This is a genomic window from Salinicola sp. JS01 (assembly GCF_030284585.1).
In the GTDB taxonomy this organism is placed as follows: Bacteria; Pseudomonadota; Gammaproteobacteria; order Pseudomonadales; family Halomonadaceae; genus Salinicola.
The window spans coordinates 958,976-981,246 of sequence record NZ_CP127244.1; the positions used below are offsets into that span (position 1 = coordinate 958,976).

A 22,271-nucleotide genomic window follows, 5' to 3' on the forward strand; every position below is an offset into this window, starting at 1 on the left:
AACGCTTATCAAAAAGATCACGACGCCGTCAGTTCGCCATCACAAGCCCGACCGGCAGCCAGGAGAGAGAAGAACGATGCGCTGGATACTCAAGAGCGCGCTGATCGCGCTGCTGTTCGCCGCGGGGATCGTGCTGGTGGCCTCGCCGCAGGCGTTCGATCAGCGCCTGGTGTCGCTGGAAGCGCAGCGGGCGCTGCCCTCTCAGGCGGAGATGCTGGCGCGGGAGTCGCCGGCGCTCAACGCGGTGTTCCTGGCCATGGCCGACGACCCTCGCTGTGGATGAGCGCGCGGCTGGCGATCCGCCACTACGGCGACGCGGCTCGGGATGTCCTGGTCGACTACGGCCTCGAACCGGCGTTCCAGCAGGTGCTCGCCCGCTATGGCGCCGACAGCGTGCTGCCAGTGATCTACTACCGCGAGCACGATATCGCCACGCTGCGTCTGCAACACTGGCTGGGCGAGCGCTACCGCCAGGTCAGCAGCCGTTTCGACCAGTGGTGGGATGAACAGGACGCTGGGGCCGAGACGCCGACGGCTACCGAGCGCCAGGCCGGCGCTGGAAATGACACTCAGGACGAGACTCGGCGCGATCTTTCGGACGGCGCCCAGGCTGACGACCCCGCCGAACTCACGCCGCTGATGCGCGGCCGCCTGGCCATCGCGGCCCTGGCGGCGCAGGGGCACGATCTGCTGCGCGAGTTCGTGATCGGGCCGGACGGCGAGGTGACGCGGGTGCAGAGCGAGCGCCTGGTCAGCGATATCGGCGATCTCTTCACCAGCGGCGTGCGCGATCTCGAACGCCAGTGGCGGCGCGGCGAGTCGATCGATGCCGTCGACGTCGGCTGGGCCGGGGTCGATCTGCTGGTAATGGCCAGTGCGGTCAAGGTACTGCGGGCGGGGCGTGCACTGCGCGCCGGCGCGGCGGTGGAGGGGCAGGGCGCGCGCGCCGCCTCCCGTGGCGCGCTGGTCGGTGGGCGTTTCGCCACGCTCGCGCGCGGGGCCAAGGTCGCCGCGGTTGCGGGCGGCGCCTATCTGGTGGTGCGCCACCCCAGCCTGATCAGTGCGGCCGGCGCCAGTGCCGCCCGCTGGCTGGGCTGGCCGGTGTGGCTGGGTCAGTTCGGGGTCTGGCTAGCGGTGCTGTGGCCGCTGCTGATCGTGGCACGCTTCGTCTACCGCTGGGTGCTGGCGCCGCTGCTCTGGCTGCTGGTACCGCTGTTGAAGATGACCTCGCGCACCCCGCGCTGGCTGGTGCGCAAGACCTCGGTTAGCCACGCCGAGAACGACACGTCGCCTGATATCACGGCCTCTGATACCACTGTCTCTGATACCACTGCCCGCTGACAAGGAGAGCATTACCATGCACGAGGAGATACACGAGTCGCAGGAGACACTGATCTACGCCCCGCCCAGTGTCGAGACCTATATGGCGCTGCGCGCCGCCGCAGGCATGCACAGTCGCAGCGCCGCTGGCGCCGCCCGAGGGCTACCCAACAGCCTGTTCGCGGTACAGATCCAGCGGGCGGGAGAGACCATCGCCATGGGGCGGGTGGTGGGTGATGGCGGTTGCTTCTATCAGGTAGTGGATATCGCCGTGCATCCCAGGCATCAGGGGCGAGGGCTGGGCAAGCGCATCATGGGCGAGATTCGCGCCTTTATCCTGCGCGAGGCGCCGGAGAATGCCTTCGTCAGCCTGCTGGCGGACGGCGAGGCCCATCGGCTCTATGCCCAGTTCGACTTCGAGCCCACCGCGCCGCATGCCATCGGCATGGCGTGGTATCCCAAGCCTGCCCCGGCCTGAGTGCAGCCGGGGCGATGACGACGTCAGGCAGCGCCTAGAACCGGTAAGGGACAGTCCCTAGAACTGGTAAGAGAGCGTGGCGGTCACATTGCGCTCGGCGCCGAAGTAGCAGTAGGTCAGCGAGTTGCACGAGGCGACGTAGGACTTGTCGAGCAGGTTGCCGACGTTGAGCCGGGCGTCCACGCCGCTGAGTCCGATCTCGCTCAGGTCGTAGCCCAGGGTGGCATCGACCAGGGTGTAGTCGGGCAGGGTTTCGCTGTTCTGGCGGTCGGCATAGATCCCGCCGTAGTAGCGCGCGCCGACGCCGGCATCCAGCCCCGCCAGGGCGCCGTGCGCGACATCGTAATGGGCCCACAGGCTGGCCTGGTGGCGCGGCGCGTAGATGGCGTAGTTGCCGCTCTCGCCGGGGACGTCGCTCTCCTTGTAGGTGATATCGGTGTAGGCGTAGCCGGCCTGGAGGTAGAAGGCCTCCGAGAGCCAGGTACGCGCCTCGAGCTCGACCCCCTGGGACTGGATCTCGCCCACCGAGCGGTAGTCATCATCGGGCTGCTCCTTGGTGGCGACGTTCTCCTGGTTGATGCGGAATAGCGCCACGCTGTACTGGTTGCGGCTGCCCGGCGGCTGATACTTGAGCCCGGTCTCCCACTGGCGGCCCTCCATCGGTTCGAGCAGGTCGCCGTCGGAACCGGTGAAGCTGGTGGGCGTAAAGGCGGTATTGTAGCTCAGGTAGGGGGCGAGGCCGTTGTCGAACCGGTAGAGCAGCCCGGCGCGCCCGCTGAACTGGGTGGCGTCCAGGCTGCTGTCGCTGCCGCCGGCCAGGTGGTTGTCGTTCTCGATATCGACCCAGTCGTAGCGACCGCCGAAGGTGAGGCGCCAGCCCCCGAGCGCCATCTGGTCCTGCAGATAGATGCCGGTCTGGTCGAGGTGGTGGGTCTCGTCGGCGTAGACGCTGCGCGCGCTGGTCAAGCCGCCGTCGCGGCGGGGGGTGAACGGGTCGATGGGCGAGAAACCGGCGCTCGCGTAGGTGACGTCATTCTTGCGCTTCTGGTAATCGATCCCCACCAGCACGGTGTGGTCGATGAAGCCGTCGTTCAGCTTGGCCTCGACCTGGTTGTCCAGCGTCCACGCCTGCAGCGATTCGCGCGCGCCGTAGTAGCCGCGACGTAGCTGGTTGGTCTCATCGATCCAGCCGAGCTGGGCCACCTGGTCCATGCGCACATCGGCATTGAGATAGCTGAGCTTCTGCCGCGCGACCACGGCATCACTGAAGCGGTGCTCCAGGCGATAGCCGAACAGGCGCTGGTAGCGCTCGAACTTGTCGAAGTCGTCCTGCCCGTCGAAGAAGTCATTGTCGATATGCCGGCCATTGCGCCGGCTGACCGCCCCCTCATAGGGCACCCCCGAGTGGTAGCCGCCCTCCGGGTCCTTCTGCAGATAGGCCATCACGGTGAGCGTGGTGTCGTCGGTGGCATCCCAGGTGAGCGAGGGCATGATGGCGTAGCGTTCGTCCTCCACCGGGCCGAACTGAGTGTCGGCCTTGCTGCCGAGGCCGACCAGGCGATAGGCGACGCGCCGGCTCTCGCCCAGCGGGCCGGAGAGATCGAAGGCGGCACTGCGCCGGTCGTGATCGCCGCTGCTGAACTGGAGTTCGTGACGCGGGCTGAACAGCGGCTGCTTGCTGGTCAGGGCGACCAGGCCGCCGGGAGAGGAGCGCCCGTAGAGCACCGAGGCCGGCCCCTTGACGATCTCCACGTTCTCCAGGAACCAGGGGTCGATCACCATCGAGCTGTAGCCGTTGGTATCCCCCATCAGCTTGAGCCCATCCAGATAGACGTTGCTCAGGCTGCCATCCGAGAAGCCGCGCATCACCAGATAGTCATAGCGGTTGGAGGCCCCCACCTGATTGGTATAGACGCCCGGGGTGTACTCGGCCGCTTCGCGCACGCTGCGCACGTGGCGGATATCCATCTGCTCGCGGTCGACGCTGGAGACGCTCTGCGGGGTCTCGATGAAGGGCGTTTCTGTCTTGGTCGCCGCCGAGGGAGCGGTGACGGTGACGGTATCGAGATCGGCGCCCGCCGGGTCAGCCGCGCTCTGAGCGGCAGCACTCAGTGGTAGCAGCGAGGCGCCCAGCAGGCAGAGGGTGAACGGAGAGCGGTAGCGCATGGCCGGCATGGTGTTCCCTGTTATCGAATGTGCGTGGATGTAATCGAGAATTATTCACGATTAGGCCGGGCCACTGCCTATGCCAAATGCCACGAAAGCTATGCCTGCTGCCAGGACGCCCGTATCGACGCTCGCGTTTTGCCCCTCTGACTGTTCGACCCTCGCCACTCGCCCATCACCACTCGCCCATCACCACTCGACCCTCAGCGTTCGCTTCTCACCTCCCTAGGTGCCACGCCGTGGAACTGGCGGAAGGCGGTGGCGAAGTTGGTCGCATGGCGATAGCCGGCGCAGCGCGCCGCCTCCTGCACCGGCAGGCCCTCGCGCAGCAGGCGGTGGGCCAGGCGCAGGCGGAACTCGCGTAGCTGATCGAACAGCGAGCGGCCATAGTGGCAGCGGTACTTGCGACGTAGGGCGCTGGGGCTCATGCAGGCGAGCCGGGCAAGAGCGTCGAGGGAGTGCGCCCGGCCCGGATAACGTTCGAGCTCCGCATGCACCCGGGCCAGCAGCGCGCGGTCCCGCGGGCTCAGCGCGCCGGCGGTCTCCGCTATGCGGTGCTCGCCGCTGTCTGCACCTCCGCCTTGCTGCAGCGCCTGCCCCAGCATCTGTAGTGCCAGCCCCTCGGTCATCAGCTCGGTGCCGGGGGCACCCGCCGGCCACTGCAACGACTCTTCGAGGCTGCGCAGCAGCGCATCGGAGAGGGAAAGCCTGCGACAACCGTTACCCAGCGCCAGGCGCTCGAGCCAGGGGGAATGAGGGGGAGACGAATGAGACGAGAGATGAGATACCTGTGCCTGCGGCGTTTTCAGCAGGGTGAGGTTGATCGCGCGCACCCGCGGCTGGGCCACATGGCGGGCGCTCAGCGGCTGCGGCAGGGAGGTGTCGGGCACGTTGTAGCCGGTCACATCGTAGTCAGGCGCGTCGTAGTCAGGCACGTCGTAGTCGAGCAGGGCGCTCTGGCCGGCAAGCAGCCGGCAGCGCTCACCGCCCAGTGCCAGCTCGGCCTCACCTTCGAGCACCACGATGATCGACAGATGCGCCGGCGCGCCTGGCAGCGCGTGGCTTTCGTAGGTCTGGGCGATGCCGATATCCGAGCTGACCCACTGGCAGCCGGGCCAGGGCTGACACTCGGCGATCCGCCCCTCGACCACGCAGCGCGAGCCGCCGGGGCGGCCGGCCTCGAAGTCGGGGAAATGGTGGGCCAGATGGTAGCGCCGCTCGAAGTGGGCGAAATCGTCGACGCTCAGAGCGCGGTAGGGCGCCACGCCAGCGGCGGGCGGGGTATCCGGGGTAGCGGAAGCGGACATCGAAGAGACCTGGCAGCGAGCAGCGATGCAGTGGCGAAAGTGGCGTCACAGCGGTGCCGTCAACGCCATGACAATTAAACGATAATACGTTTCATTCGCTACTTGCTGCCAGTCTCTTCTTCCTCACCAGGCGATGATCGCGATCACCACCAGCGCGAACAGTGCCCACTTGATGGCGTAGTAGAGGGTCTTGTTGCGCTTCTTCAGCGCCTTGCCCTGGCGGCGTACCGCGTAGAGATACTTGAAGGCGCGGTTGAGGCCGCCGGTGCGGTCGTTGTCATCGTTGGGCGAGCTGGCGGCGGCCATCAGCGTACGTCCGACGAAGCGGTTGAGACGCCGCGCCCAGCCGTACTTCATCGGCCGCTCGATATCGCAGAACAGAATCAGGCGGTCCTGATCCGAGCCGTTCTCCGCGCGGTGCAGGTAGGTCTCGTCGAACATCACCGCTTCACCGTCGCGCCAGCTGTACTTCTCGCCGTCGACATCGATATAGCAGCGGTCGTCGTTGGGCGTCACCAGACCCAGGTGGTAGCGCAGCGAACCGGCGTAGGGGTCGCGGTGCAGGGTCAGATGGCTGCCGGCGGGCAGCTCGGCGAACATCGCCGCCTTGACGTTGGGAATGCCGGCGAGCAGCTCGGTGGTACGCGGGCAGAGCTGGCGCGCGGAGGGGTGGCTCTCGCCGTACCACTTGAGATAGAAGCGCTTCCAGCCGCGGCGGAAGAAGGAGTTGAAGCCGGCGTCGTCGTAGCGCGAGGAGGCCTTGATATGGTCCTGCAGCGCCATTGCCTCGTCGCGAATCTCCTGCCAGTTGCCGGTCAGACGCTCCAGCTCCGGGTAGTTGCCGAGATCGTGATAGGGCTGGTCCTTGTCGCGGCCGAAGAGGGTCATCAGCGCATTGATCGGCGCCATGAAGGTCGAGTGATCGGAGATCTGACGCAGCGGCCGATGGCGCACTCGACCCCGGTAGTGGGTATAGAGCACGCTGGCGATGAACAGCAGGATGAGTATCCACTTGATCATGGAGAGTCCGTTTCCATAGGGAGAGTGTGAGGGATCGGTGCCGGGTGCGAGTGTCGGGAGAATCGCAGGGGACCGTGTCAGGGAAAAACCGTTTGTCTGCTCACGATTGTCGCGGAATCGTGACCAGGGTCAAGTGATAGCCATCCACCCGTGCCACCTGGCCGCTGAGCCTACGCCCCACCGGCCACTGCGGCGATAGCGTCTTGCCCAGCTCCAGCGTGACCGCACCGGCGGCGGGCTGCCACGTGACCAGCCGAGCGTGGGGAAAGTAGAAACGCTGGCGCACCAGCGGATAGAGCGCCTTGAACAGGCTCTCCTTGAGCGAGAACACCTGGGTCACGAAGGCCGCCTGCTGCGCCGGCGGCAGGCTTGTTAGCCACTCGCGCTCGCTCTCCACCAGAATCTGCGGTGCCAGGCGCAGCGCGCGGGCCGGGTCGAGTTCGCCCTCGGCATCCAGGCCGATACCGGCAAGGCACGAGCGTTCCGCCACCACGCTCGCTGCCAACCCCTGGCTATGGGTGATCGAGCCCACGCAGCCCGCGGGCCACAGCGGCAGGCGTTCGCTATCCGTCTCCGGCGTGGTGGGCGTGCCGGTGAGCGCGCCCAGCGCCTGCCGCGCGCACAAACGCCCGGCCAGATACTCGGCGCGGCGCTTGGCCGCCGCGCTGGCCAGACGCTCCGGCAGGGCGACCTGCCATGCCGAGAGATCCGCCGCGCTCAGTGCATCGACAGCAAAGTGGAGCCGGGCACACTGCACCCCCGCGAGGGGCTGCGGCCAGGGCCAGGCGGTGCTTTCACCCTGGCAACCCGGCGGCAGCGTCTCGGAGGAGGCGCTCGTGCTCACGGGCGCATCGGCGCCCATCCCCGGGCTCATACCGGCAGGCCCACTCATGAATCAGCGGTCGACCAGCAGGGCATCGAGCGTGACCGGCACCTCGTCGCCGATTTGCTGATAACCCAGCAGCGAGAGGATCGTGCGCACGGTGCCGTTCTTCATCAGCTGCTTGCCATCCAGCGACACCGGTTCGGCGTTGCGCACTCGGACCCGATCCTCGGCCTCGCGGGTGAAGCGCACCGGCAGGCGCTCCTGGCGCTGCTCGCCGTTGGCATCGGTACGCAGCTTCAGCACCTCGACGGTGGACTGCCCCACGCGCAGCGAGTTGATGCGTTCCGGCGGCAGCTGGGTCACCACCGTGACCAGGGTGGAATTGGTCAGCGACGACATCCACGGCGGCAGCTGACCCAGCCGATCCAGCAGATCGGTCTGGTTGAGCCGCACCGGCAGGCGCAGCGTGCCATCCGCGCTGATCTCGCCCTCCATGCGCTGGAGCGCATGCTGATGGGGGATCCGCTGGCCGCTGCTGGTGATCTCGGTCACCTCCGCGGTGACCTTTGAGTGGTTGGGGTCCATCTGCCACGCGGCCTGCGCCACACCGGCGAAGGCCGAGGCGGCGCTCAGCAGGACGACGCCGGCGACGCGGCGTAAAAGCGTACTCGATGACATGGTGTCCTCCCTGGACAGAGACGAGCGGGGCAACGTCTGGTCTGCGCCCCCGGCTTTGGGTATCATACGGCTCCCGCGTTTCAGGGCCTATAGCTCAGTTGGTTAGAGCAGGGGACTCATAATCCCTTGGTCGTAGGTTCAAGTCCTACTGGGCCCACCAATAAAATCAGGTGGTTACGTGACCGAGGTTCGCTTTCCATCAATGTGTGGTTGCGGTTTGGTTGCTGATCCGCGGCAACTTCGCCACCACGCTCTCCCACCTTGCCGGATCGGCATGCGCATAGCGGCTCGTCACCGTCAGCGACGAATGCCCTAGCAGATCCCGGATGCTCGTCAGTGCCTCCCCCTTGCTGGCCAGCAATGATGCGTAGCAGTGCCGCAAATCGTGAAAGCGAAAATCAGGGCGACCAATTTTCTCCCTGGCTTTCTCGAACGCGCCGCGCACCCTGTCGCCGGTCGTGTCAAACGGCAAGGCTTCTACCAACGGCAGGGCTTCCTCCGTCAGGGGTATGACCCTCGGCTTCCCGCTCTTTGTCTGGTTGGTCCTGAGCACGATGCGGCCGTTGTAGACGTTCCTTGATTCCAGTGCCATCAGCTCCCCACGCCTCATGCCGGTCAGCATCGCCAGCAGGATCACCTTTCGCTCGACCTTGTAGCGTTCCGGGACTGCTTCAAGCAGTTCGGCGAGTTCCATCTCGGTCGGGTAGACATGGCGCTCGTTCTTGGGCGACGGTTTGCGCAGCTTGCCGTCCAGTGGCAGGTCGATCCAGTTCCACTCGCGGTAAGACAGCGAGAGCACCCGCTTGACCACCTGAGTGCGGTTGTTAATGGTTGACTGCGCCAGTCCCTTTTCCTTGAGAGCCTTCTGCATCCGGCGAGCTGCGTCGAGCAACTCCTGCCCGATCGTGACGCCAGGGGCATGCTCATCCATCCATCTGGCCACCAACAGGATGTGCTGCTTCTGGGTGCGAACATCGTATTCGCTGACCATCCGCTGCAATCCCTCCAAAAATGTACGCTTGGGCTTGCGACCCATGACGCCGTTGAATTCGTCCTCCTGCCGCTGGGCCTCGGCTTTCAGCGCATACTGTCTTGCTTCTCCTTCCGTGCGAAAAGTTCGCTGAGCACGGCGACCGTTGATTGTGGTGCGCACGACCCACGTGCCTCGGTCTTTCCGTTGTGAAACTGTGAATCCCATACCCGATCCTCCTTGTGCTGAGGACCGCGCCTGCATTGCTGAGCGTACTCCTCAACCTCTTCCTGATCAAAACGCACTGCGCTGCCGAACTGGATGAAGCCGATTTCGTGCTTGTGGCCATAAACCCAGCTCAGGCTCATGCCGAGCTTTTGCGCGACCTGCTCCGGACGAAGAAGTCCATCAGCCATCTGTTGCCTCCCCACGCAGCCATCACCCGTTGAGTGAAACAGCTGATACTGATAATACCTAAATGAATTGGATGGTCAATGCGTTTGTGTATTAGTCGGGCGTGATTAGCCAATGCCATGTCAGGAGAGGGATTAGAGAAGGGTCTTGGCTTCGACAGCGACAGCCAGGATTGAGCAGTTTTTTTCTAGCGAAATCAAAGGATAGGAAGGGTTCAGCGGCTGAAGGTAACTCTTGCCGCTATCTTCGATGAGCTTGCGGAAGGTGGGCTCCGGCGTATTCGCGAGTTGCGCGAGCACCAGTTTGCCAGGTGCACTCCCCAGCCCTGTATCGAAAAGCACTTTGATGCCTTCAGGCAGGCTTGGAGAAACCCCGGGAGGGGCTGACATGGCATCTCCCTTGACATGCAGCCAGAAGCCAATGCCTTTGGCCTTGCAGGCGCTTGGTTCCATTGAATTTTTTTTGTTAGATGCAGCCGCGGCTACTGCGTCTGACGTCCCGGTCTGTGACCATTCGAGGCATGGGTAGTCATACACACGGGTCGCCGACCTTTGTTGTACTCCGCTAATCGCATCAATCGCATAGCCTACTGGGCTCAATACGGAACCTATCGGGCCCAGCAGAGTGCCCATGGCGCTCAGCGTGGCTCCAGCCCGAGGGGGGCGGAGGGTGGAATCACCGTAGGCCAGATAGCCAGTAGTGGTGCCCAAGGCTTTAGCGATTTTCTCTAGGTTGGAGATCCTCGGCGACTTGCTGGTGCCTTTCAAGATGCGGTGGATGGTGGGTTGAGGAACGTCAGCGCGGCGTGCAAGCTCGTTCTCACTCACCCGAGCAGTCTCCATGAGGTCGCGGAGTCTCGTGCCTATCGTGCTCTCATCGCTCATGCTCAGCTGGCTCCAAGTCAGGTTTTGGGTTATACGTTATCGTATTGGCAGGCTAGCCCCTTGTCTAGACTAAGTGTGTGGCTCCGAATGTGTGCCGTGCTTGAGTTCGTGGTTGGGCGTCATGAGACTTGGGTGAGGGCTGATGGACGAGGACGAGGGGCCATGTAGCAATCTATGGCGCCAAGCTTGGGGTGCAGGTATTGGCCCGGTAGTTACTTGCTACAGTGTTGCTTCGCCGATCAGCAGATGAGGAGCGTGTCGCATGACGAACCGTCCTACCTCGACTCCGGCGATCAGGTCGATCGTTCTGCCAGTTTCTTCGCTTTGACTGAGGACGTAAGCCTCCAGCGCTTCCGTAGCATTGCCCGTGGTGATGAGGAGCCCGCCGTCCGCCTTGTACGTTTCCATCCCTTCAACGATCTGATCGACGGCATGAAGGTCGTGGTGGTCCCCCGTGAAGGACTTGGCCTGCACTACTAGGCGCGTGTTCAACGTTACGCCTGCGACAGGATTCTGGAAGTCCACGATCAGGTCTGCACCATGATCGGTTCGCCAGCCAAAACCGTTTTTGATTGACACGGTGTGTGGCATCTGACTGAACACCTCGTGCAGAAACTTCTCGAACTCCTTGCCTTTGTTCATTTCCTGAATGGCTCGTGTGAGCCGGGGCAGGATCTCCTGATTCACGCGCTCCCTGAGGTGAATGACCCCCTTGGCCCCCGTGGCATGGCTGTCATATCGGCTGTGCCTGAGGTTTTCCAGGCTGGCCAGAAAGTCGTCTACCTTGCGCACCCGCTGCCCACGACGCATGGGTTTCAGGTTCACCGAGGGCAGGACATTGGGGTCGTTACGCGAGAACTCGGTGATAGTGCTTGGATCGACGGGCAGATAGTTGCATAAGTCGTGCCCCCATGAGCAGCTGAGGCCTTCGTCAAAGCCGTACTCCCCGGTGACCTGTACCGCGACACAACGGCCGTATTCCGGCAGGTTCACGTGGACAATCCAGTCACCGGGCCGAATGTCGAGGAGAAAGCCGTTGGCGCCGTGTGTCTGTTCCCGGAGCGAGACTTCCTGGTCCCACATGCCGAAGCGTGACTTGCCTTCACGTATCGCGTTATAGAGGGAGGGACGCACTTCGCTCGGGACCTTGGCGAAGGCAAAGACTTGGAGTGACATGCGATTTTCTTACCATTCAATGGGTTGGGAAGGCTTACAGTACCATTAGTCGCCCCCTCCATCGGTACTACCTGCTCGGGTCTTTCAACCGTTCCGGTATGGTTCGTGCCAGGCCACACCGCATGCGGCCTGCAATCTTGGCATTCTAAGGAGATCGCAGGCGTGGATTAGTGACGTAGGGGGTATGTCAGGATTAACACTTTTGCGCAGGAGTCATCGATGCAGGCAACGCCCAGCCCTTTGATCCGCTTCTATAAAGGAGAGAGCACCGACCACAATGGCCGAGCTATTGGAGATATCTGGTCGCTTTCGCATTTCTGGTTGGAACACTCTCACGATTACATCCAGTGGCTGTTTCCGATCCCCGAAGCAGGGCGGTTCAATGGCTTTGCGCCGCTGTTGGACGAAGAGGCGCGGGAGGTGTTCGCCAATGACAAATCGCTGAAGACGAATCAGCAGCACTCGCTGGACGTAATGCTGACGTTTTTCGGACTGAGTCGTGAGAAGCTATGCATTGAGGCGCTGCCCGAGCTCAACATGCGCGAGCATATCTGGCTCAAGCGCGGTGGCCACAACCACCTGCGCATCTCGCGGATCATCCGCAGTCTGCATCTTTGCCACCAGCCTGAGCTGGCGGCGGCCTTTCAGCGGGCCATGATTGAGATCGGCACGTCCCATGGCGTGGTGTCCGAGCAGTCAGTGGCCTATTGGCGAGCGGCCAACCAGCCCTGAGGTCGTGTGACTGATACCCGTTACCCCTGGATCTCGAGGATCACGATCTGGAACGCGCGATTGCTCATCGGTAGGTGATCATGATTGAGGAACGGGTGCTGTGGTTCGGAGGCGATCAGGTTCACGTCGAGATCGTCTAGGCCCTCAGTGTGCAGCCTATTGCCGAGTCGTTCGATTAATCGGTCAGAGGTATCCCGGTTCGGTGGACAACGGCGAGTCAGCACCAGGTAGTTGGTCTTGAGGCTATGTCGCCCGGCATGGCGGCTGACCTTGGCCAGGCGGCGGATATCGCTGATCAACCCCCGCATGGCATCGCCCCGCTTGAACTCCAGGATATGCGCGGTGCGTCCCCGTTTGCCCGTGTGCAGTACAAGGTCGAAACGCCCCTCGGGACGCAGGTCGGGTTCCCGGAGCAGTTCGGTGATGTCGTCGACTTGCATGTCCGAGGCCTCGAAGGTGCGCTTGACCTGCGCTTCCAGCCGATAGCCGAAGTTGTCGAAGTGCTCGGCGAAGTAGTCGGCTACCCGCATGGCCATGAAGAACTCTGGCATGCGATGCAGCGAGGACCGCGACAGCTGTTGGGCGTCGTTATGGGCGGCCAGCAGGGCCTCCATGATGGCGTTGAGTCGGTTGTTGGGTGAAGACCTCATGGGTGACCTCCCTGGTCAGTAATAAAGCCGTGACCACCATGGGCACGCTGAGCGGCCAGGCGAGAATCGACACTATCGGCATCTCCAGCCGCCCAGTGTAGGTGGGATTGGTAATAGCTTTATAGATCGGCAGGTAGCGTCGATACTTGAGCTAACTGGAACGGCAGGCAGACTGCGATCACCAGCCATCCTGAATCGCCCAGTACGGCGTTTGACGGCGCCGCCCGATGAATCCCCTGTCTCAACAGCATAAAAGCGGCCCTCGGGCCGCTGTGCGCTATGTCGGTGATTAGGACGTGTTGGTCGAGAGATCCAACTGATTCTGGGAAACGATGATGGTCAGCATCAGCGGATGGAGCCGCCACACCACAGGGGATTAACGGGTTTTGGTGAAGTAGGACGGGATAAAAGGAGAGTCGTATGAGGTGTCCTTAGGTTACGTCCTGGGGTGAATGATCTTGCCCAGCAGCAGTGTACACCCCGTTAAGGCAGTACACTGAGACGAGGTGACCCATGGCAAGGCAAGCAGCTTCGATGAAGAAGACCCGTACCCGCTACTCTCAGGACTATAAGGCCGAGGCGCTGGCACTCGCTGACCGCGTTGGCATTAGTGCCGCCGCCCGAGAGCTTGGCCTTCAGTCCAGCCAGCTCTACCAATGGCGAGCCAAGGCCCAACAGCAGCAAAGCGCTTCAGCACGTGAGCAAGCACTGGCCGACGAGAATGCCCGGCTCAAGCGGCAACTGGCCGAGAAGTCGGAAGAGCTTGAAATCACAAAAAAGGCGGCCGCGTACTTCGCCAAACACCTCAAGTGAAGTACGCCTTCATCCACCAGCATCGTCAGGCATTCAGCATCCAGCGGATGTGCGGAGTTCTCGGGGTGGCTCGCAGTGGCTACTACGCCTGGCGACAGTGTGGTGGTGAACCGTCCCCGAGATGCCGCCAGCAGGCGGTTCTCGACCAGCGAGTGGCCGAGGCCTTCAAGCGCCGGAAGGGGCGCTCAGGCGCCCCCAGATTGGTGCCGGACCTAGTTCACGATGGTCTGGCGGTGAATCGCAAGACTGTCGCTGCCAGCCTACGACGCCAAGGACTTCGCGCCAAGGCGGCGCGCAAGTTCAAGGCGACGACGAACTCGCGACACTCGCTGCCAGTGGCACCCAACCTGCTGGAGCAAGACTTCACCTCCATGGCGCCGAACGAGAAATGGGTCGGCGACATCACCTATCTGGCGACCGGTGAAGGATGGCTCCATCTGGCGGTGCTGATCGATCTGTTCTCACGCAAGGTGATCGGCTGGGCGATGAGCGAGCGAATGACTGCCGACCTGGCCGGGGGCGCGCTCCAGATGGCGTTGTGGCGCCGTAAGATGCCCAAGAAGGTCGTCGTCCACTCGGATCGCGGTAGCCAGTACTGCTCGACCCTGTACCAGTCGCTGCTGACCCGACACGACCTGAAGTGCAGCATGAGTGCCAGGGGCAACTGCTACGACAATGCCTGTGCCGAGAGCTTCTTCCATAGCCTCAAGGTCGAGGCGATCCATGGCGAGCGATTCGAGACCCGGGACGCCATGCGGCGGCACGTGTTCGAGTATATCGAGATGGACTACAACCGGCAGCGTCGGCACAGTGCGATTGGGATGATCAGCCCGGAGGCCTTCGAGGCCCGAATGATCGCTTAGATCGGTGTTCACGATTGCTGGGTAAGATCAACCCATCACTTGATTGTCAGCTTCCGGGCCGGGGAACAGGTTGAGGCCGATACCCTGGTGGCCATCGAGGACCGTATTTGCAAGGGGCTGGGCTTTGGAGAGCATCAGCGCATTAGTGCCGTTCACAACGATACCGACAACCTGCACATCCATATCGCCGTTAACAAGATCCACCCGACGCGCAACATCATCCACGAACCCTACTACCCACACCAGACGCTGGCCGAGCTGTGCGAGGTCATGGAACGGGATTACGGGTTGCAGCAGGACAACCACATGCCGCGCCGACGCGGGGCCGAGTCGCGAGCCGCCGACATGGAGCGTCATGCCGGTATTGAAAGCCTGATCGGTTGGATCAAGCGCGAGTGCCTGGACGACATCAAAACCGCGCGGTCCTGGGCTGAGCTACACCATGTCATGCGTGACAACGGCTTGGAACTCCGGGCGCGGGGGAATGGGCTGGTTGTCGTGGCCGGTGATGACGCGGCGGTCAAGGCGAGCACCCTGGGGCGGGATTTCTCCAAGCCGAAGCTGGAGGCCCGTTTCGGCCCGTTCGAGCCTGACCAGGCGCAACAGGGCAAGCCCCGCCGCCAGTACCGCAAAGATCCGGTACGGCTGCGGGTAAACACCATCGAGCTTTACGCCCGGTTCAAATCAGAACAGCAGAGCGCGGCAGCCAACAAGACGGCGGCCCTGGACAAAGCCCGGCGGCAGAAAAACCGCCGGATTGAGAACGCCAAGAAGAAGGGCAAGGCCCGGCGGGCGGCCATCAAGCTCACCAGCGGCAGGCTGACCAAGAAGGTGCTGTATGCGCAGGCCAGCAGCGCCCTGAAAGCCGACATTGACGCGATCCAGAAGCAGTACCGTGAGGAACGCCAGGCGATCCATGAGGCCCACGGGCGCCGCACCTGGGCAGACTGGCTAAAACGGGAAGCCTTGCAGGGCGATACCGGGGCCCTGGCCGCGTTGCGAGCCAGAGAGGCCGCCCAGGGCCTCAAGGGCAACACCTTGAAGGGGGAGGGACAGGCGAAGCCCGGCCATGTGCCGGTGATCGACAGCATCACCAAGAAGGGCACCATCATTTACCGGGCCGGGGCCAGCGCCGTACGCGACGATGGCGACCGGCTCCAGGTATCCAGGGAGTCCGACCAGACAGGCATCCAGATCGCGCTAAGGATGGCGATGGAACGCTACGGCGAGCGCATCACCGTGAACGGTTCGCCGGAGTTCAAAGCGCGGGTGATCAAGGCGGCAGCGGATGGACAGTTGCCTATCCGGTTTGCGGACTCCGGGCTGGAACGTCGCCGCCAAGCCCTGGCGAACGGCGAGAACACCGCCCAGGCCAAGACCCGAAGCAAGCAAGCGGGCGTGCCGCCTATCGGTCAGCCGCCTCCTCCAGTGCGCCGGAACCGGCTGCAATCGCTATCCCAGACCGATGTACTTCACCTTGAGGGACAAGCGAGCAACACGCCGACACCGCCCCCACGGGGGCCGAGCGAGCAGGAGCGTCGCAAAGCCAAGTTACGGGCAGAGATGGACGCCAAGAGGGCAAAAAGACAGCAAAAGGGACGTTCACTATAGTGCTTTCCCTTTGGAAGTCGGCAACAAACGGTAGATGCGATTAACCCTTGGGAAGCCTAACCGTACCCCAGGACAATGACACCGATGTTCAACAACCATTGGCCGCGCGTTTTGACGGTGTCGCGCAGGTCGGACGCCGGGATAGTAAGTGACGAGCTATCCCTGTAGAGGTCCACACTTCACCGCCGGGTTTTCCGGTAGGGGTAGTGGCTCGCAATCTTCATGAGCGAGCCGCTACAGGTTGGTGAGTGCAACTTAGTCACGATGAAGCTAAGAGCACTCAATCATGAGAAGAGAAAGAATTTTAGCGGCTAAAATTCCTGTCGCAGTCATGTCCTTGGCGTTAACCGCGTCCATGCCTGCCCAAGCAGGCATCCCTGTCATCGATGGTGGCAACTTGTCACAGAACATCATGACTGCAATGGAATCTGTGGCCCAGACCCTTAAGCTGATCGAGCAGTATCAGACTCAGTTGCAGCAGTATGAAAACCAGTTGCAAAACACCATGGCTCCAGCGGCTTATATCTGGGACAGGACACAATCCACGATTAATGATCTGATCCAAGCAACCAATACACTTCAGCATTACCAGAATCAGCTCGGCAGCCTCGATGCCTATCTGGGCAAGTTCCAGGACGTAGCGTATTACCGGAGTTCCCCCTGCTTCAATGGCGGAGGTTGCACGGATGCCGAACGCGCTGCGATGGATGAAAATCGTCGCCTGGCGTCTGAATCGCAAAAAGCGGCCAACGATGCGCTCTTCCGGGGGCTGGATCAGCAACAAGATAACTTGGCGTCAGATGCTCGACAGCTTGAACGTTTGCAATCTGCTGCTCAGGGCGCGGATGGCCAGCTTGCCGCCATTGGTTACGCCAACCAGCTCGCCAGCAACCAAGCGAACCAACTTCTGCAAATCCGCAGCTTGCTGATTGCTCAGCAGAACGCTGAAGCCGCTCGTCTCGCCGCCGAACTGGATGCAAACGCCAGAGGGGAAGCGCGGGAAAGTCAGATGCGTACCTGGAATTACCAACCTAGCGCAACAGATCGCTATTAAGGAGGCCGCGATGAAGAAGATCATCCCACTTGTGGCAGCTGTTGCCTTGGTAGGTTGTGAACAGGAAACGGTACCAGAGGCGAGTGCGATCACGTGTGCGCCAGTTGCGTTTCAGCAGACTATCCGCGAGCTGAGCCGAGAATCGAACCGAAAAGCCTTTACCGAAGCCTGTCGGTCGTTCGAGAAGGCCCAACGCATGCGGGAATGGGAATTCGAACCCAGCTCCCCCGACAGGTATTGAGGGAGGGCGTTGCATGAAACGATTCGTTTTTGGTGGTTTGGGCGTGATGGCCGTCGTCATGCTGTCCGATACCGCAATGGCTCAGGAGCTATCCAGCAGCAACATCATGGATGATGTGTTGGATCGCTTTCATTCCGCGGCATCAACGTGGGGGCCTGCCATAGAAGCGGCCGCCAGTCGGTTGTTCTGGACCCTGGTAGTGATCTCGATGGTGTGGACGTTCGGCATGATGGCGCTGCGCAAGGCCGACATTGGTGAGTTCTTTGCCGAGCTTGTTCGTTTCACCATCTTTACAGGCTTTTTCTGGTGGTTGCTGACGAACGCGACTCAGGGCATGAACATCGCGGGAACCATCGTACAGTCATTGCAAACCCTTGGGGCACAAGCCGGTGGCCTCTCCAACGGCAACTTGGGGCCGTCCAGCATCCTCGATATCGGTTTTGAACTGTACGACCAGACAGTGAAGGCCACGTCAGAGTTGAGCTGGAAACAGTTTGCCACTGCGTTGGTGATGGAAGGTATGGCCTTGGCCGTATTGCTGGTGTTGGCGATCATTTCCGTCAACCTGCTCCTGCTGCTAGCCGCCAGTTGGATACTGCTTTATGCAGGAGTGTTTTTCCTGGGGTTTGGCGGCTCCCGTTGGACATCAGACATGGCGATCAACTATTACAAGGCTATTCTCGGCATAGCGGCTCAGTTGATGGCAATGGTGCTCCTGGTCGCCATCGGTAGGGAGTTTATTACTCACTACTACTCGCAGATGAGCGAGAACATGGCTTCCCAGGAGTTGGTCGTGATGCTGGTCGTTTCGGTGATCCTGCTATTTCTGGTTAACAAGATTCCACCGATGATTTCCGGCCTGGTGTCGGGTGGCAGCGTGGGAGCAATGGGCATCGGATCATTTGGTGCCGGTGCTGCGGTAGGAGCAGCCATATCAGCGGCAGGTATGGCCCTCACGGCGGGTAAGATGGCTGGGAACGCGATGTTGGGCGGTGCGGCGAATGCAGTAGGTGGCGGGTCAGCCATCAAGGCTGCCTTCGAGAAGGCCCAGTCCAATATGTCGGGGTCTGGAGCTGACATGCCGAGCTTTGGCACTGGAGGTGACAGCAGCGGTGGTGGGAGTGGCAGCAGCTCCACCGGAGATGAAGCTGGCTCCGGTGACACCCCATTTGCGCAGGCGGCTGGTTTCGCTGGTTCTGGCTCCCGATCTGGTGGCGGTAGCGGATTCAAGCGAGCAGCATCCTTGGGCGCGGGAACGGCTGGCGAGCTAGCTAAAGGGGTTGGGTCGAAGATGGCTGGGAAGTTCCAGGGCAAGGTTGATCAAACCGCTGGTGGCCGCACGGCGTCCTCCATCCGCGCGAGCATGAAGCCGGAAGGGGATAGTGAGGTCGCAGAAGCGGATGATTCTGTTCCCTCGTTCGACAGCGACAGCTTGGGTGGTAGTGAACGTCAACAGGATCGTAATGACGAGATTGCCAGCTTTGTGAACCGTGACCAGCAGGACATCTAAGGAGAGCCCACGATGAAACAACGTCATTTTATGGTAGCCCTGGATATGCTCGATGAAGGGAGGGAGGCCTACACAGAAGCCGCTTTCGTACCGGCTGTCGAGCTATCGGTCGAGGAAGAGAGGAGCTTTGGTGCAGAGATTGCCGCTTTCGTGAACCGTCCGGCCCACTCGGGCCGCGAGGAGGCACCACGCAGCACGCATACTAGCAACGATGTAGGAGCTGGAACCGGGAGAATCCCGTTTTCAGAGGCGGCGGGATTTTCCGATACTGGCTTCTGACATTATGGGAGTCATTGACCAGCGATAGCCCAGGCGGCCAATGGCCGCCTTTCCGCAAGGAGGGGGACATGGGCGAACAATCACGCCGACAACAGCGTAAAGAGCTGGAAGGCAAGACCGTCGAGCAGGTCGGCGAGGCGCACCCAGAAAGCGGGGAGCCGGCGGTTCGGTGGCTGACTTCCGAAGAACTGGATGAACTGCGGCGGGACATGGCCGAAGCATCTGCTTGGGCGCGGGTAGAGCTGAAACGGCGAAAAACAGATAGTTAGGCTGGGAACCGAAGCCCGTATGCACTGACCCAAGCCTTCTCAGCCTTTTAGTTCTGATCCGTGCTGTTGCAGCCGCTAGCGTGCATAATTGTCAAATGCATTCATGCGAGAAACCTATAACTAACTGACCGAAAAGGGAACTTTTGAGGGTATGCTGGTCTACAACGCCACCAAGCAGCAGTTCATCGATGATGTGCGCGCCAATGTCATTACCGACACTATCAATAACGAGGTGGCACGCCGGCTAAACCGCAACTCGCCCCGTAATGAGATTCTGTCCTGGGAAAACTCGCTGCGCTTCATGATGAGCGCCTTGCTCGATGAAGGTATCCCGGCCTCTGCGGGTGTGGCGATCGAGTACAACATCCCGTTGACCAATCGGCGTGTCGACTTCATTCTCACCGGTAAGAATCCCCAGCGGGCCGATACTGCTGTCATCATCGAGCTGAAGCAGTGGGAGTCCGTCGAGACGACGAAGAAGGATGCCATCGTCAAGACTCGCCTGGGCAAAGGAGTGCGTGAGACCAATCATCCCTCGTATCAAGCGTGGTCCTACGCAGACCTCATCAAAGACTACAACGAGACGGTGCGGTCGGAGTCGATCCAACTGATGCCTTGCGCCTACCTGCACAACATGAAGCAGGGAAACGCCATCAATGATGCCTTCTACTCCCACCACACCGGTCGAGCGCCCGTATTCATCTCGCCGGATGCCCTGAAGCTCTCGGCATTTCTCAGCCAGCACATCAAGTACGGCGATAGCGACAACATCATGTATCGCATCGAGCACGGTGTGATCAAGCCGAGCAAGAACCTGGCGGATGCCCTGGCCTCGATGATGCAGGGTAACGCCGAGTTCCTGATGATCGACGACCAGAAGCTGGTCTATGAAACCGCCATCGATCTTGCGCATCGCGCGGCCAGCGGGAGCAAGCAGTGCCTGATCGTCAAGGGCGGGCCAGGTACCGGCAAGTCGGTGGTGGCCATCAACCTATTGGTTGAGCTGACGAAGCGCGAGATGATGACGCAGTACGTCTCGCGCAACTCGGCCCCTCGTGAGGTCTTCAAGAAGAAGCTGACCGGCACGCGCAAGAAGACCCACATCGACAACCTGTTCAAGGGCTCGGGCAGCTACGTCAACGCCGAGCCGGATACCTTCCATGCACTGATCGTCGACGAGGCGCACCGGCTGAACGAAAAGTCGGGCATGTACCAGAACCGGGGCGAGAGCCAGATCAAGGAGGTGATCGCCGCGTCACGCTTCTCGATCTTCTTCATCGATGAGGCGCAGCGCGTGACGCTGAAAGACGTCGGCACGGTCGAGGAGATCCGGCAGCGTGCGGCCGAGTGCGGCGCCGATGTCCACGAGCTCGAGCTGGCATCGCAGTTTCGCTGCAACGGCTCGGATGGCTATCTAGCCTGGCTCGATCACGCCCTTCAGATTCGCACCACGGCCAACACCGACCTGGAGGACATCGACTACGACTTCCAGGTGTTCGATGACCCGAGTGCCATGCGCCTTTCGATTCTCAAGAAGAACCGCAAGGCAAACAAGGCACGCATGGTGGCGGGCTACTGCTGGCCCTGGGCTAGCAAGAAGGACAAGCAGGCCATGGACATCGTGTTTCCCGAACATGGTTTCGCGGCCCAGTGGAACCTAGATGACGACGGCATGCTGTGGGCTATCGCCGATGGATCAGCAGAGCAGGTCGGCTGTATCCACACTTGCCAAGGGCTCGAGTTCGACTACGTCGGCGTCATCATCGGGGAAGACTTCGTGATTCGGGACGGCCGCGTGGTGACAGACGCGGCCAAGCGGGCAGGGCAGGACCGCTCGGTGCATGGCTACAAGAAGATGCTCAAGGAGCAGCCCGAGCATGCCCGTGCCCTGGCCGACCAGATCATCAAGAACACCTATCGCACGCTGATGACACGGGGCCAGAAGGGCTGTTACGTCTATGCCACGGACCCCGAGACCCGCGAGTACTTCGCGGCCTATGCTCGCTCTCAAGCAGCGGCCGAACGACTGAACCCGTCTGAAGAGGCAGAGACGCTGGAAGGCTTGCACCTTCCCATCGTGACGCGTGATGAGGCAGTGCCGTTCGAGCGCCATGTGCCCGTCTACGACCTGAGCATCGCCGCCGGCGAGTTCAGCGAGATGCAAATCGCAGACGCCGAGCACTGGGTCGAGCTGCCGGACTTCATGCGTGCGAGCCCCGACCTGTTCGTCAGCCGGGTAGTGGGGGAGTCGATGAACCGGCGCATCCCCAATGGCGCCTGGTGCCTGTTCCGTGCCAACCCCGGTGGCACACGACAAGGCAAGGTCGTCGTGGTGCAGCATCGCGCCATCGAGGACCCGGACCACGGCGGTAGCTTCACGATCAAGCAGTATCAGAGCGAGAAGGTCGAGGAGTACGGCGAGTTCGTGAACCAGCGCATCGTGTTGAAGCCCCAGACCAACGCCTTCGGCTACAAGGACATCGTGCTCGAGGACGAGCTTGAGGATCTGAAGGTCATCGGTGAATTTCTTTCCGTGCTGTGAGCAATCTGGCGGCCGAATGGTCGCCTATGCCGATACCGGCTGGATAGCGAGCGGCAGAGCAGGCATGCTCACCGCAATCCGATACCGCAGAACCAGGTGAGCCCCAGATGTCAGACCCGTTCAAGCAGCTCCGCGACTCCATGGACCAGTTCGCCACCGAGCGCGACTGGGACCAGTTCCACTCACCCAAGAACCTGGCCATGGCGCTGACGGTGGAGGCAGCTGAACTGCAGGAGTGCTTCCAGTGGCTGACCGAGGCGCAGTCCAGGGAACTGGATGAGCAGCAACTGGCCGCCGTGCGCGATGAAATTGCCGATGTTCAGCTCTACCTGATCCGGCTGGCGGGCAAGCTGGACGTGGATATTGAAGCGGCATGCCGGGCGAAGATAGAGAAGAATGCGGAGAAGTATCCCGCCGACCAAGTGAAGGGAAGTGCGAAAAAATACACGCACTATCAGGATTGACGTG

The 22,271-nt window shown here is 61.7% G+C and carries 23 protein-coding genes and 1 tRNA gene; 14 read left to right on the forward strand and 10 right to left on the reverse strand.

Going from position 1 to position 22,271, the window contains the following annotated elements:
- The first annotated feature begins 76 nt into the window (after positions 1-76).
- From QO259_RS04340 to QO259_RS04350, 3 genes are read left to right on the forward strand one after another with little or no spacing between them, the layout of a single operon-like run.
- The gene (locus QO259_RS04340; protein WP_285951942.1) at positions 77-283 is read left to right on the forward strand and encodes a hypothetical protein; all 207 of its coding nucleotides are present in this window, start codon (positions 77-79) and stop codon (positions 281-283) included.
- Positions 280-1,341, forward strand: coding sequence for a hypothetical protein (locus QO259_RS04345; RefSeq protein ID WP_285951943.1), 1,062 nt, complete (start codon positions 280-282; stop codon positions 1,339-1,341). Before QO259_RS04340 ends, QO259_RS04345 begins: the two co-directional genes overlap by 4 nt.
- A 16-nt stretch (positions 1,342-1,357) precedes the next feature.
- Complete coding sequence (locus QO259_RS04350) at positions 1,358-1,798, forward strand: GNAT family N-acetyltransferase (protein ID WP_285951944.1); 441 nt, start codon at positions 1,358-1,360, stop codon at positions 1,796-1,798.
- Positions 1,799-1,855: 57 nt separating this feature from the next.
- Here QO259_RS04350 and QO259_RS04355 read toward each other — a convergent pair whose 3' ends face one another.
- From QO259_RS04355 to QO259_RS04375, 5 genes are all read right to left on the reverse strand, one after another.
- Positions 1,856-3,973, reverse strand: coding sequence for a TonB-dependent siderophore receptor (locus QO259_RS04355; protein WP_502949130.1), 2,118 nt, complete (start codon positions 3,971-3,973; stop codon positions 1,856-1,858).
- A gap of 194 nt (positions 3,974-4,167) precedes the next feature.
- On the reverse strand, positions 4,168-5,271 hold the full coding sequence (locus tag QO259_RS04360) for a helix-turn-helix domain-containing protein (RefSeq protein ID WP_285951946.1): 1,104 nt from the start codon (positions 5,269-5,271) through the stop codon (positions 4,168-4,170).
- A 123-nt stretch (positions 5,272-5,394) separates the two neighbouring features.
- Positions 5,395-6,291 (reverse strand): lipid A hydroxylase LpxO, encoded by an 897-nt coding sequence (gene lpxO, locus QO259_RS04365; RefSeq protein WP_035470987.1) that lies wholly within the window; start codon positions 6,289-6,291, stop codon positions 5,395-5,397.
- A 100-nt stretch (positions 6,292-6,391) separates the two neighbouring features.
- Complete coding sequence (locus tag QO259_RS04370) at positions 6,392-7,135, reverse strand: 4'-phosphopantetheinyl transferase family protein (protein ID WP_285951947.1); 744 nt, start codon at positions 7,133-7,135, stop codon at positions 6,392-6,394.
- Positions 7,136-7,186: 51 nt separating this feature from the next.
- Positions 7,187-7,795 carry a hypothetical protein gene (locus QO259_RS04375; RefSeq protein WP_285951948.1) on the reverse strand — a complete coding sequence of 203 codons (609 nt, stop codon included), beginning with the start codon at positions 7,793-7,795 and terminating at the stop codon, positions 7,187-7,189.
- Between the two features lie 83 nt (positions 7,796-7,878).
- Between QO259_RS04375 and QO259_RS04380 the strand changes: the two genes are divergently transcribed.
- Positions 7,879-7,955: transfer RNA gene (locus QO259_RS04380), tRNA-Ile, on the forward strand.
- A gap of 39 nt (positions 7,956-7,994) precedes the next feature.
- Here QO259_RS04380 and QO259_RS04385 read toward each other — a convergent pair.
- From QO259_RS04385 to QO259_RS04400, 4 genes are all read right to left on the reverse strand, one after another.
- Positions 7,995-8,948 (reverse strand): tyrosine-type recombinase/integrase, encoded by a 954-nt coding sequence (locus tag QO259_RS04385; protein ID WP_285951949.1) that lies wholly within the window; start codon positions 8,946-8,948, stop codon positions 7,995-7,997.
- Entirely contained in the window at positions 8,873-9,181 is a 309-nt protein-coding gene (locus QO259_RS04390; RefSeq protein ID WP_285951950.1) for a helix-turn-helix domain-containing protein, read from the reverse strand. Before QO259_RS04390 ends, QO259_RS04385 begins: the two co-directional genes overlap by 76 nt.
- A 132-nt stretch (positions 9,182-9,313) precedes the next feature.
- Positions 9,314-10,063 (reverse strand): helix-turn-helix domain-containing protein, encoded by a 750-nt coding sequence (locus tag QO259_RS04395; protein ID WP_285951951.1) that lies wholly within the window; start codon positions 10,061-10,063, stop codon positions 9,314-9,316.
- Positions 10,064-10,282: 219 nt separating this feature from the next.
- Positions 10,283-11,239, reverse strand: a complete 957-nt coding sequence (locus QO259_RS04400) for a restriction endonuclease (RefSeq protein ID WP_285951952.1) — start codon at positions 11,237-11,239, stop codon at positions 10,283-10,285.
- 219 nt (positions 11,240-11,458) lie between these two features.
- Here QO259_RS04400 and QO259_RS04405 point away from each other — a divergent pair, with 219 nt between their 5' ends.
- On the forward strand, positions 11,459-11,971 hold the full coding sequence (locus QO259_RS04405) for an opioid growth factor receptor-related protein (protein WP_285951953.1): 513 nt from the start codon (positions 11,459-11,461) through the stop codon (positions 11,969-11,971).
- 20 nt (positions 11,972-11,991) lie between these two features.
- Here the strand turns inward: QO259_RS04405 and QO259_RS04410 are convergent, their stop codons facing one another.
- Complete coding sequence (locus QO259_RS04410) at positions 11,992-12,621, reverse strand: hypothetical protein (RefSeq protein ID WP_285951954.1); 630 nt, start codon at positions 12,619-12,621, stop codon at positions 11,992-11,994.
- A 513-nt stretch (positions 12,622-13,134) separates the two neighbouring features.
- Between QO259_RS04410 and QO259_RS04415 the strand changes: the two genes are divergently transcribed.
- From QO259_RS04415 to QO259_RS04455, 9 genes are all read left to right on the forward strand, one after another.
- Positions 13,135-14,297, forward strand: a protein-coding gene (locus QO259_RS04415) for an IS3 family transposase (RefSeq protein ID WP_285951955.1) whose coding sequence is annotated in 2 segments (ribosomal slippage) — positions 13,135-13,393 and positions 13,393-14,297 — 1,164 coding nt in all. Because the reading frame shifts where the segments join, the coding sequence is not laid out codon by codon here.
- Positions 14,298-15,908 (forward strand): TraI/MobA(P) family conjugative relaxase, encoded by a 1,611-nt coding sequence (gene traI / locus QO259_RS04420; RefSeq protein ID WP_285952728.1) that lies wholly within the window; start codon positions 14,298-14,300, stop codon positions 15,906-15,908. It abuts the gene before it with no gap.
- A 286-nt stretch (positions 15,909-16,194) separates the two neighbouring features.
- Entirely contained in the window at positions 16,195-16,962 is a 768-nt protein-coding gene (gene trbJ, locus QO259_RS04425; RefSeq protein WP_285951956.1) for a P-type conjugative transfer protein TrbJ, read from the forward strand.
- A gap of 10 nt (positions 16,963-16,972) precedes the next feature.
- Positions 16,973-17,203 (forward strand): entry exclusion lipoprotein TrbK, encoded by a 231-nt coding sequence (trbK, locus tag QO259_RS04430; protein ID WP_224104327.1) that lies wholly within the window; start codon positions 16,973-16,975, stop codon positions 17,201-17,203.
- Between the two features lie 13 nt (positions 17,204-17,216).
- Positions 17,217-18,713, forward strand: a complete 1,497-nt coding sequence (gene trbL / locus QO259_RS04435; protein ID WP_285951957.1) for a P-type conjugative transfer protein TrbL — start codon at positions 17,217-17,219, stop codon at positions 18,711-18,713.
- Between the two features lie 12 nt (positions 18,714-18,725).
- Entirely contained in the window at positions 18,726-18,992 is a 267-nt protein-coding gene (locus QO259_RS04440) for a hypothetical protein (protein WP_285951958.1), read from the forward strand.
- A 68-nt stretch (positions 18,993-19,060) separates the two neighbouring features.
- Entirely contained in the window at positions 19,061-19,261 is a 201-nt protein-coding gene (locus QO259_RS04445) for a hypothetical protein (RefSeq protein ID WP_285951959.1), read from the forward strand.
- Between the two features lie 151 nt (positions 19,262-19,412).
- Positions 19,413-21,803 (forward strand): DNA/RNA helicase domain-containing protein, encoded by a 2,391-nt coding sequence (locus tag QO259_RS04450; protein ID WP_285951960.1) that lies wholly within the window; start codon positions 19,413-19,415, stop codon positions 21,801-21,803.
- 107 nt (positions 21,804-21,910) lie between these two features.
- Entirely contained in the window at positions 21,911-22,267 is a 357-nt protein-coding gene (locus tag QO259_RS04455; protein WP_285951961.1) for a nucleotide pyrophosphohydrolase, read from the forward strand.
- Positions 22,268-22,271 lie beyond the last annotated feature (4 nt).

Bases quoted from the DNA above. Each gene is read 5' to 3' on its own strand.
- trbL (WP_285951957.1), top strand. From the start codon at position 17,217: ATGAAACGATTCGTTTTTGGTGGTTTGGGCGTGATGGCCGTCGTCATG.
- lpxO (WP_035470987.1), bottom strand. From the start codon at position 6,291: ATGATCAAGTGGATACTCATCCTGCTGTTCATCGCCAGCGTGCTCTAT.
- QO259_RS04410 (WP_285951954.1), bottom strand. From the start codon at position 12,621: ATGAGGTCTTCACCCAACAACCGACTCAACGCCATCATGGAGGCCCTG.
- QO259_RS04375 (WP_285951948.1), bottom strand. From the start codon at position 7,795: ATGTCATCGAGTACGCTTTTACGCCGCGTCGCCGGCGTCGTCCTGCTG.
- QO259_RS04445 (WP_285951959.1), top strand. From the start codon at position 19,061: ATGGGCGAACAATCACGCCGACAACAGCGTAAAGAGCTGGAAGGCAAG.
- QO259_RS04450 (WP_285951960.1), top strand. From the start codon at position 19,413: ATGCTGGTCTACAACGCCACCAAGCAGCAGTTCATCGATGATGTGCGC.
- QO259_RS04350 (WP_285951944.1), top strand. From the start codon at position 1,358: ATGCACGAGGAGATACACGAGTCGCAGGAGACACTGATCTACGCCCCG.
- QO259_RS04405 (WP_285951953.1), top strand. From the start codon at position 11,459: ATGCAGGCAACGCCCAGCCCTTTGATCCGCTTCTATAAAGGAGAGAGC.
- QO259_RS04355 (WP_502949130.1), bottom strand. From the start codon at position 3,973: ATGCCGGCCATGCGCTACCGCTCTCCGTTCACCCTCTGCCTGCTGGGC.
- trbJ (WP_285951956.1), top strand. From the start codon at position 16,195: ATGAGAAGAGAAAGAATTTTAGCGGCTAAAATTCCTGTCGCAGTCATG.
- trbK (WP_224104327.1), top strand. From the start codon at position 16,973: ATGAAGAAGATCATCCCACTTGTGGCAGCTGTTGCCTTGGTAGGTTGT.
- QO259_RS04395 (WP_285951951.1), bottom strand. From the start codon at position 10,063: ATGAGCGATGAGAGCACGATAGGCACGAGACTCCGCGACCTCATGGAG.
- QO259_RS04390 (WP_285951950.1), bottom strand. From the start codon at position 9,181: ATGGCTGATGGACTTCTTCGTCCGGAGCAGGTCGCGCAAAAGCTCGGC.
- QO259_RS04400 (WP_285951952.1), bottom strand. From the start codon at position 11,239: ATGTCACTCCAAGTCTTTGCCTTCGCCAAGGTCCCGAGCGAAGTGCGT.
- QO259_RS04340 (WP_285951942.1), top strand. From the start codon at position 77: ATGCGCTGGATACTCAAGAGCGCGCTGATCGCGCTGCTGTTCGCCGCG.
- QO259_RS04360 (WP_285951946.1), bottom strand. From the start codon at position 5,271: ATGTCCGCTTCCGCTACCCCGGATACCCCGCCCGCCGCTGGCGTGGCG.
- QO259_RS04440 (WP_285951958.1), top strand. From the start codon at position 18,726: ATGAAACAACGTCATTTTATGGTAGCCCTGGATATGCTCGATGAAGGG.
- QO259_RS04345 (WP_285951943.1), top strand. From the start codon at position 280: ATGAGCGCGCGGCTGGCGATCCGCCACTACGGCGACGCGGCTCGGGAT.
- QO259_RS04455 (WP_285951961.1), top strand. From the start codon at position 21,911: ATGTCAGACCCGTTCAAGCAGCTCCGCGACTCCATGGACCAGTTCGCC.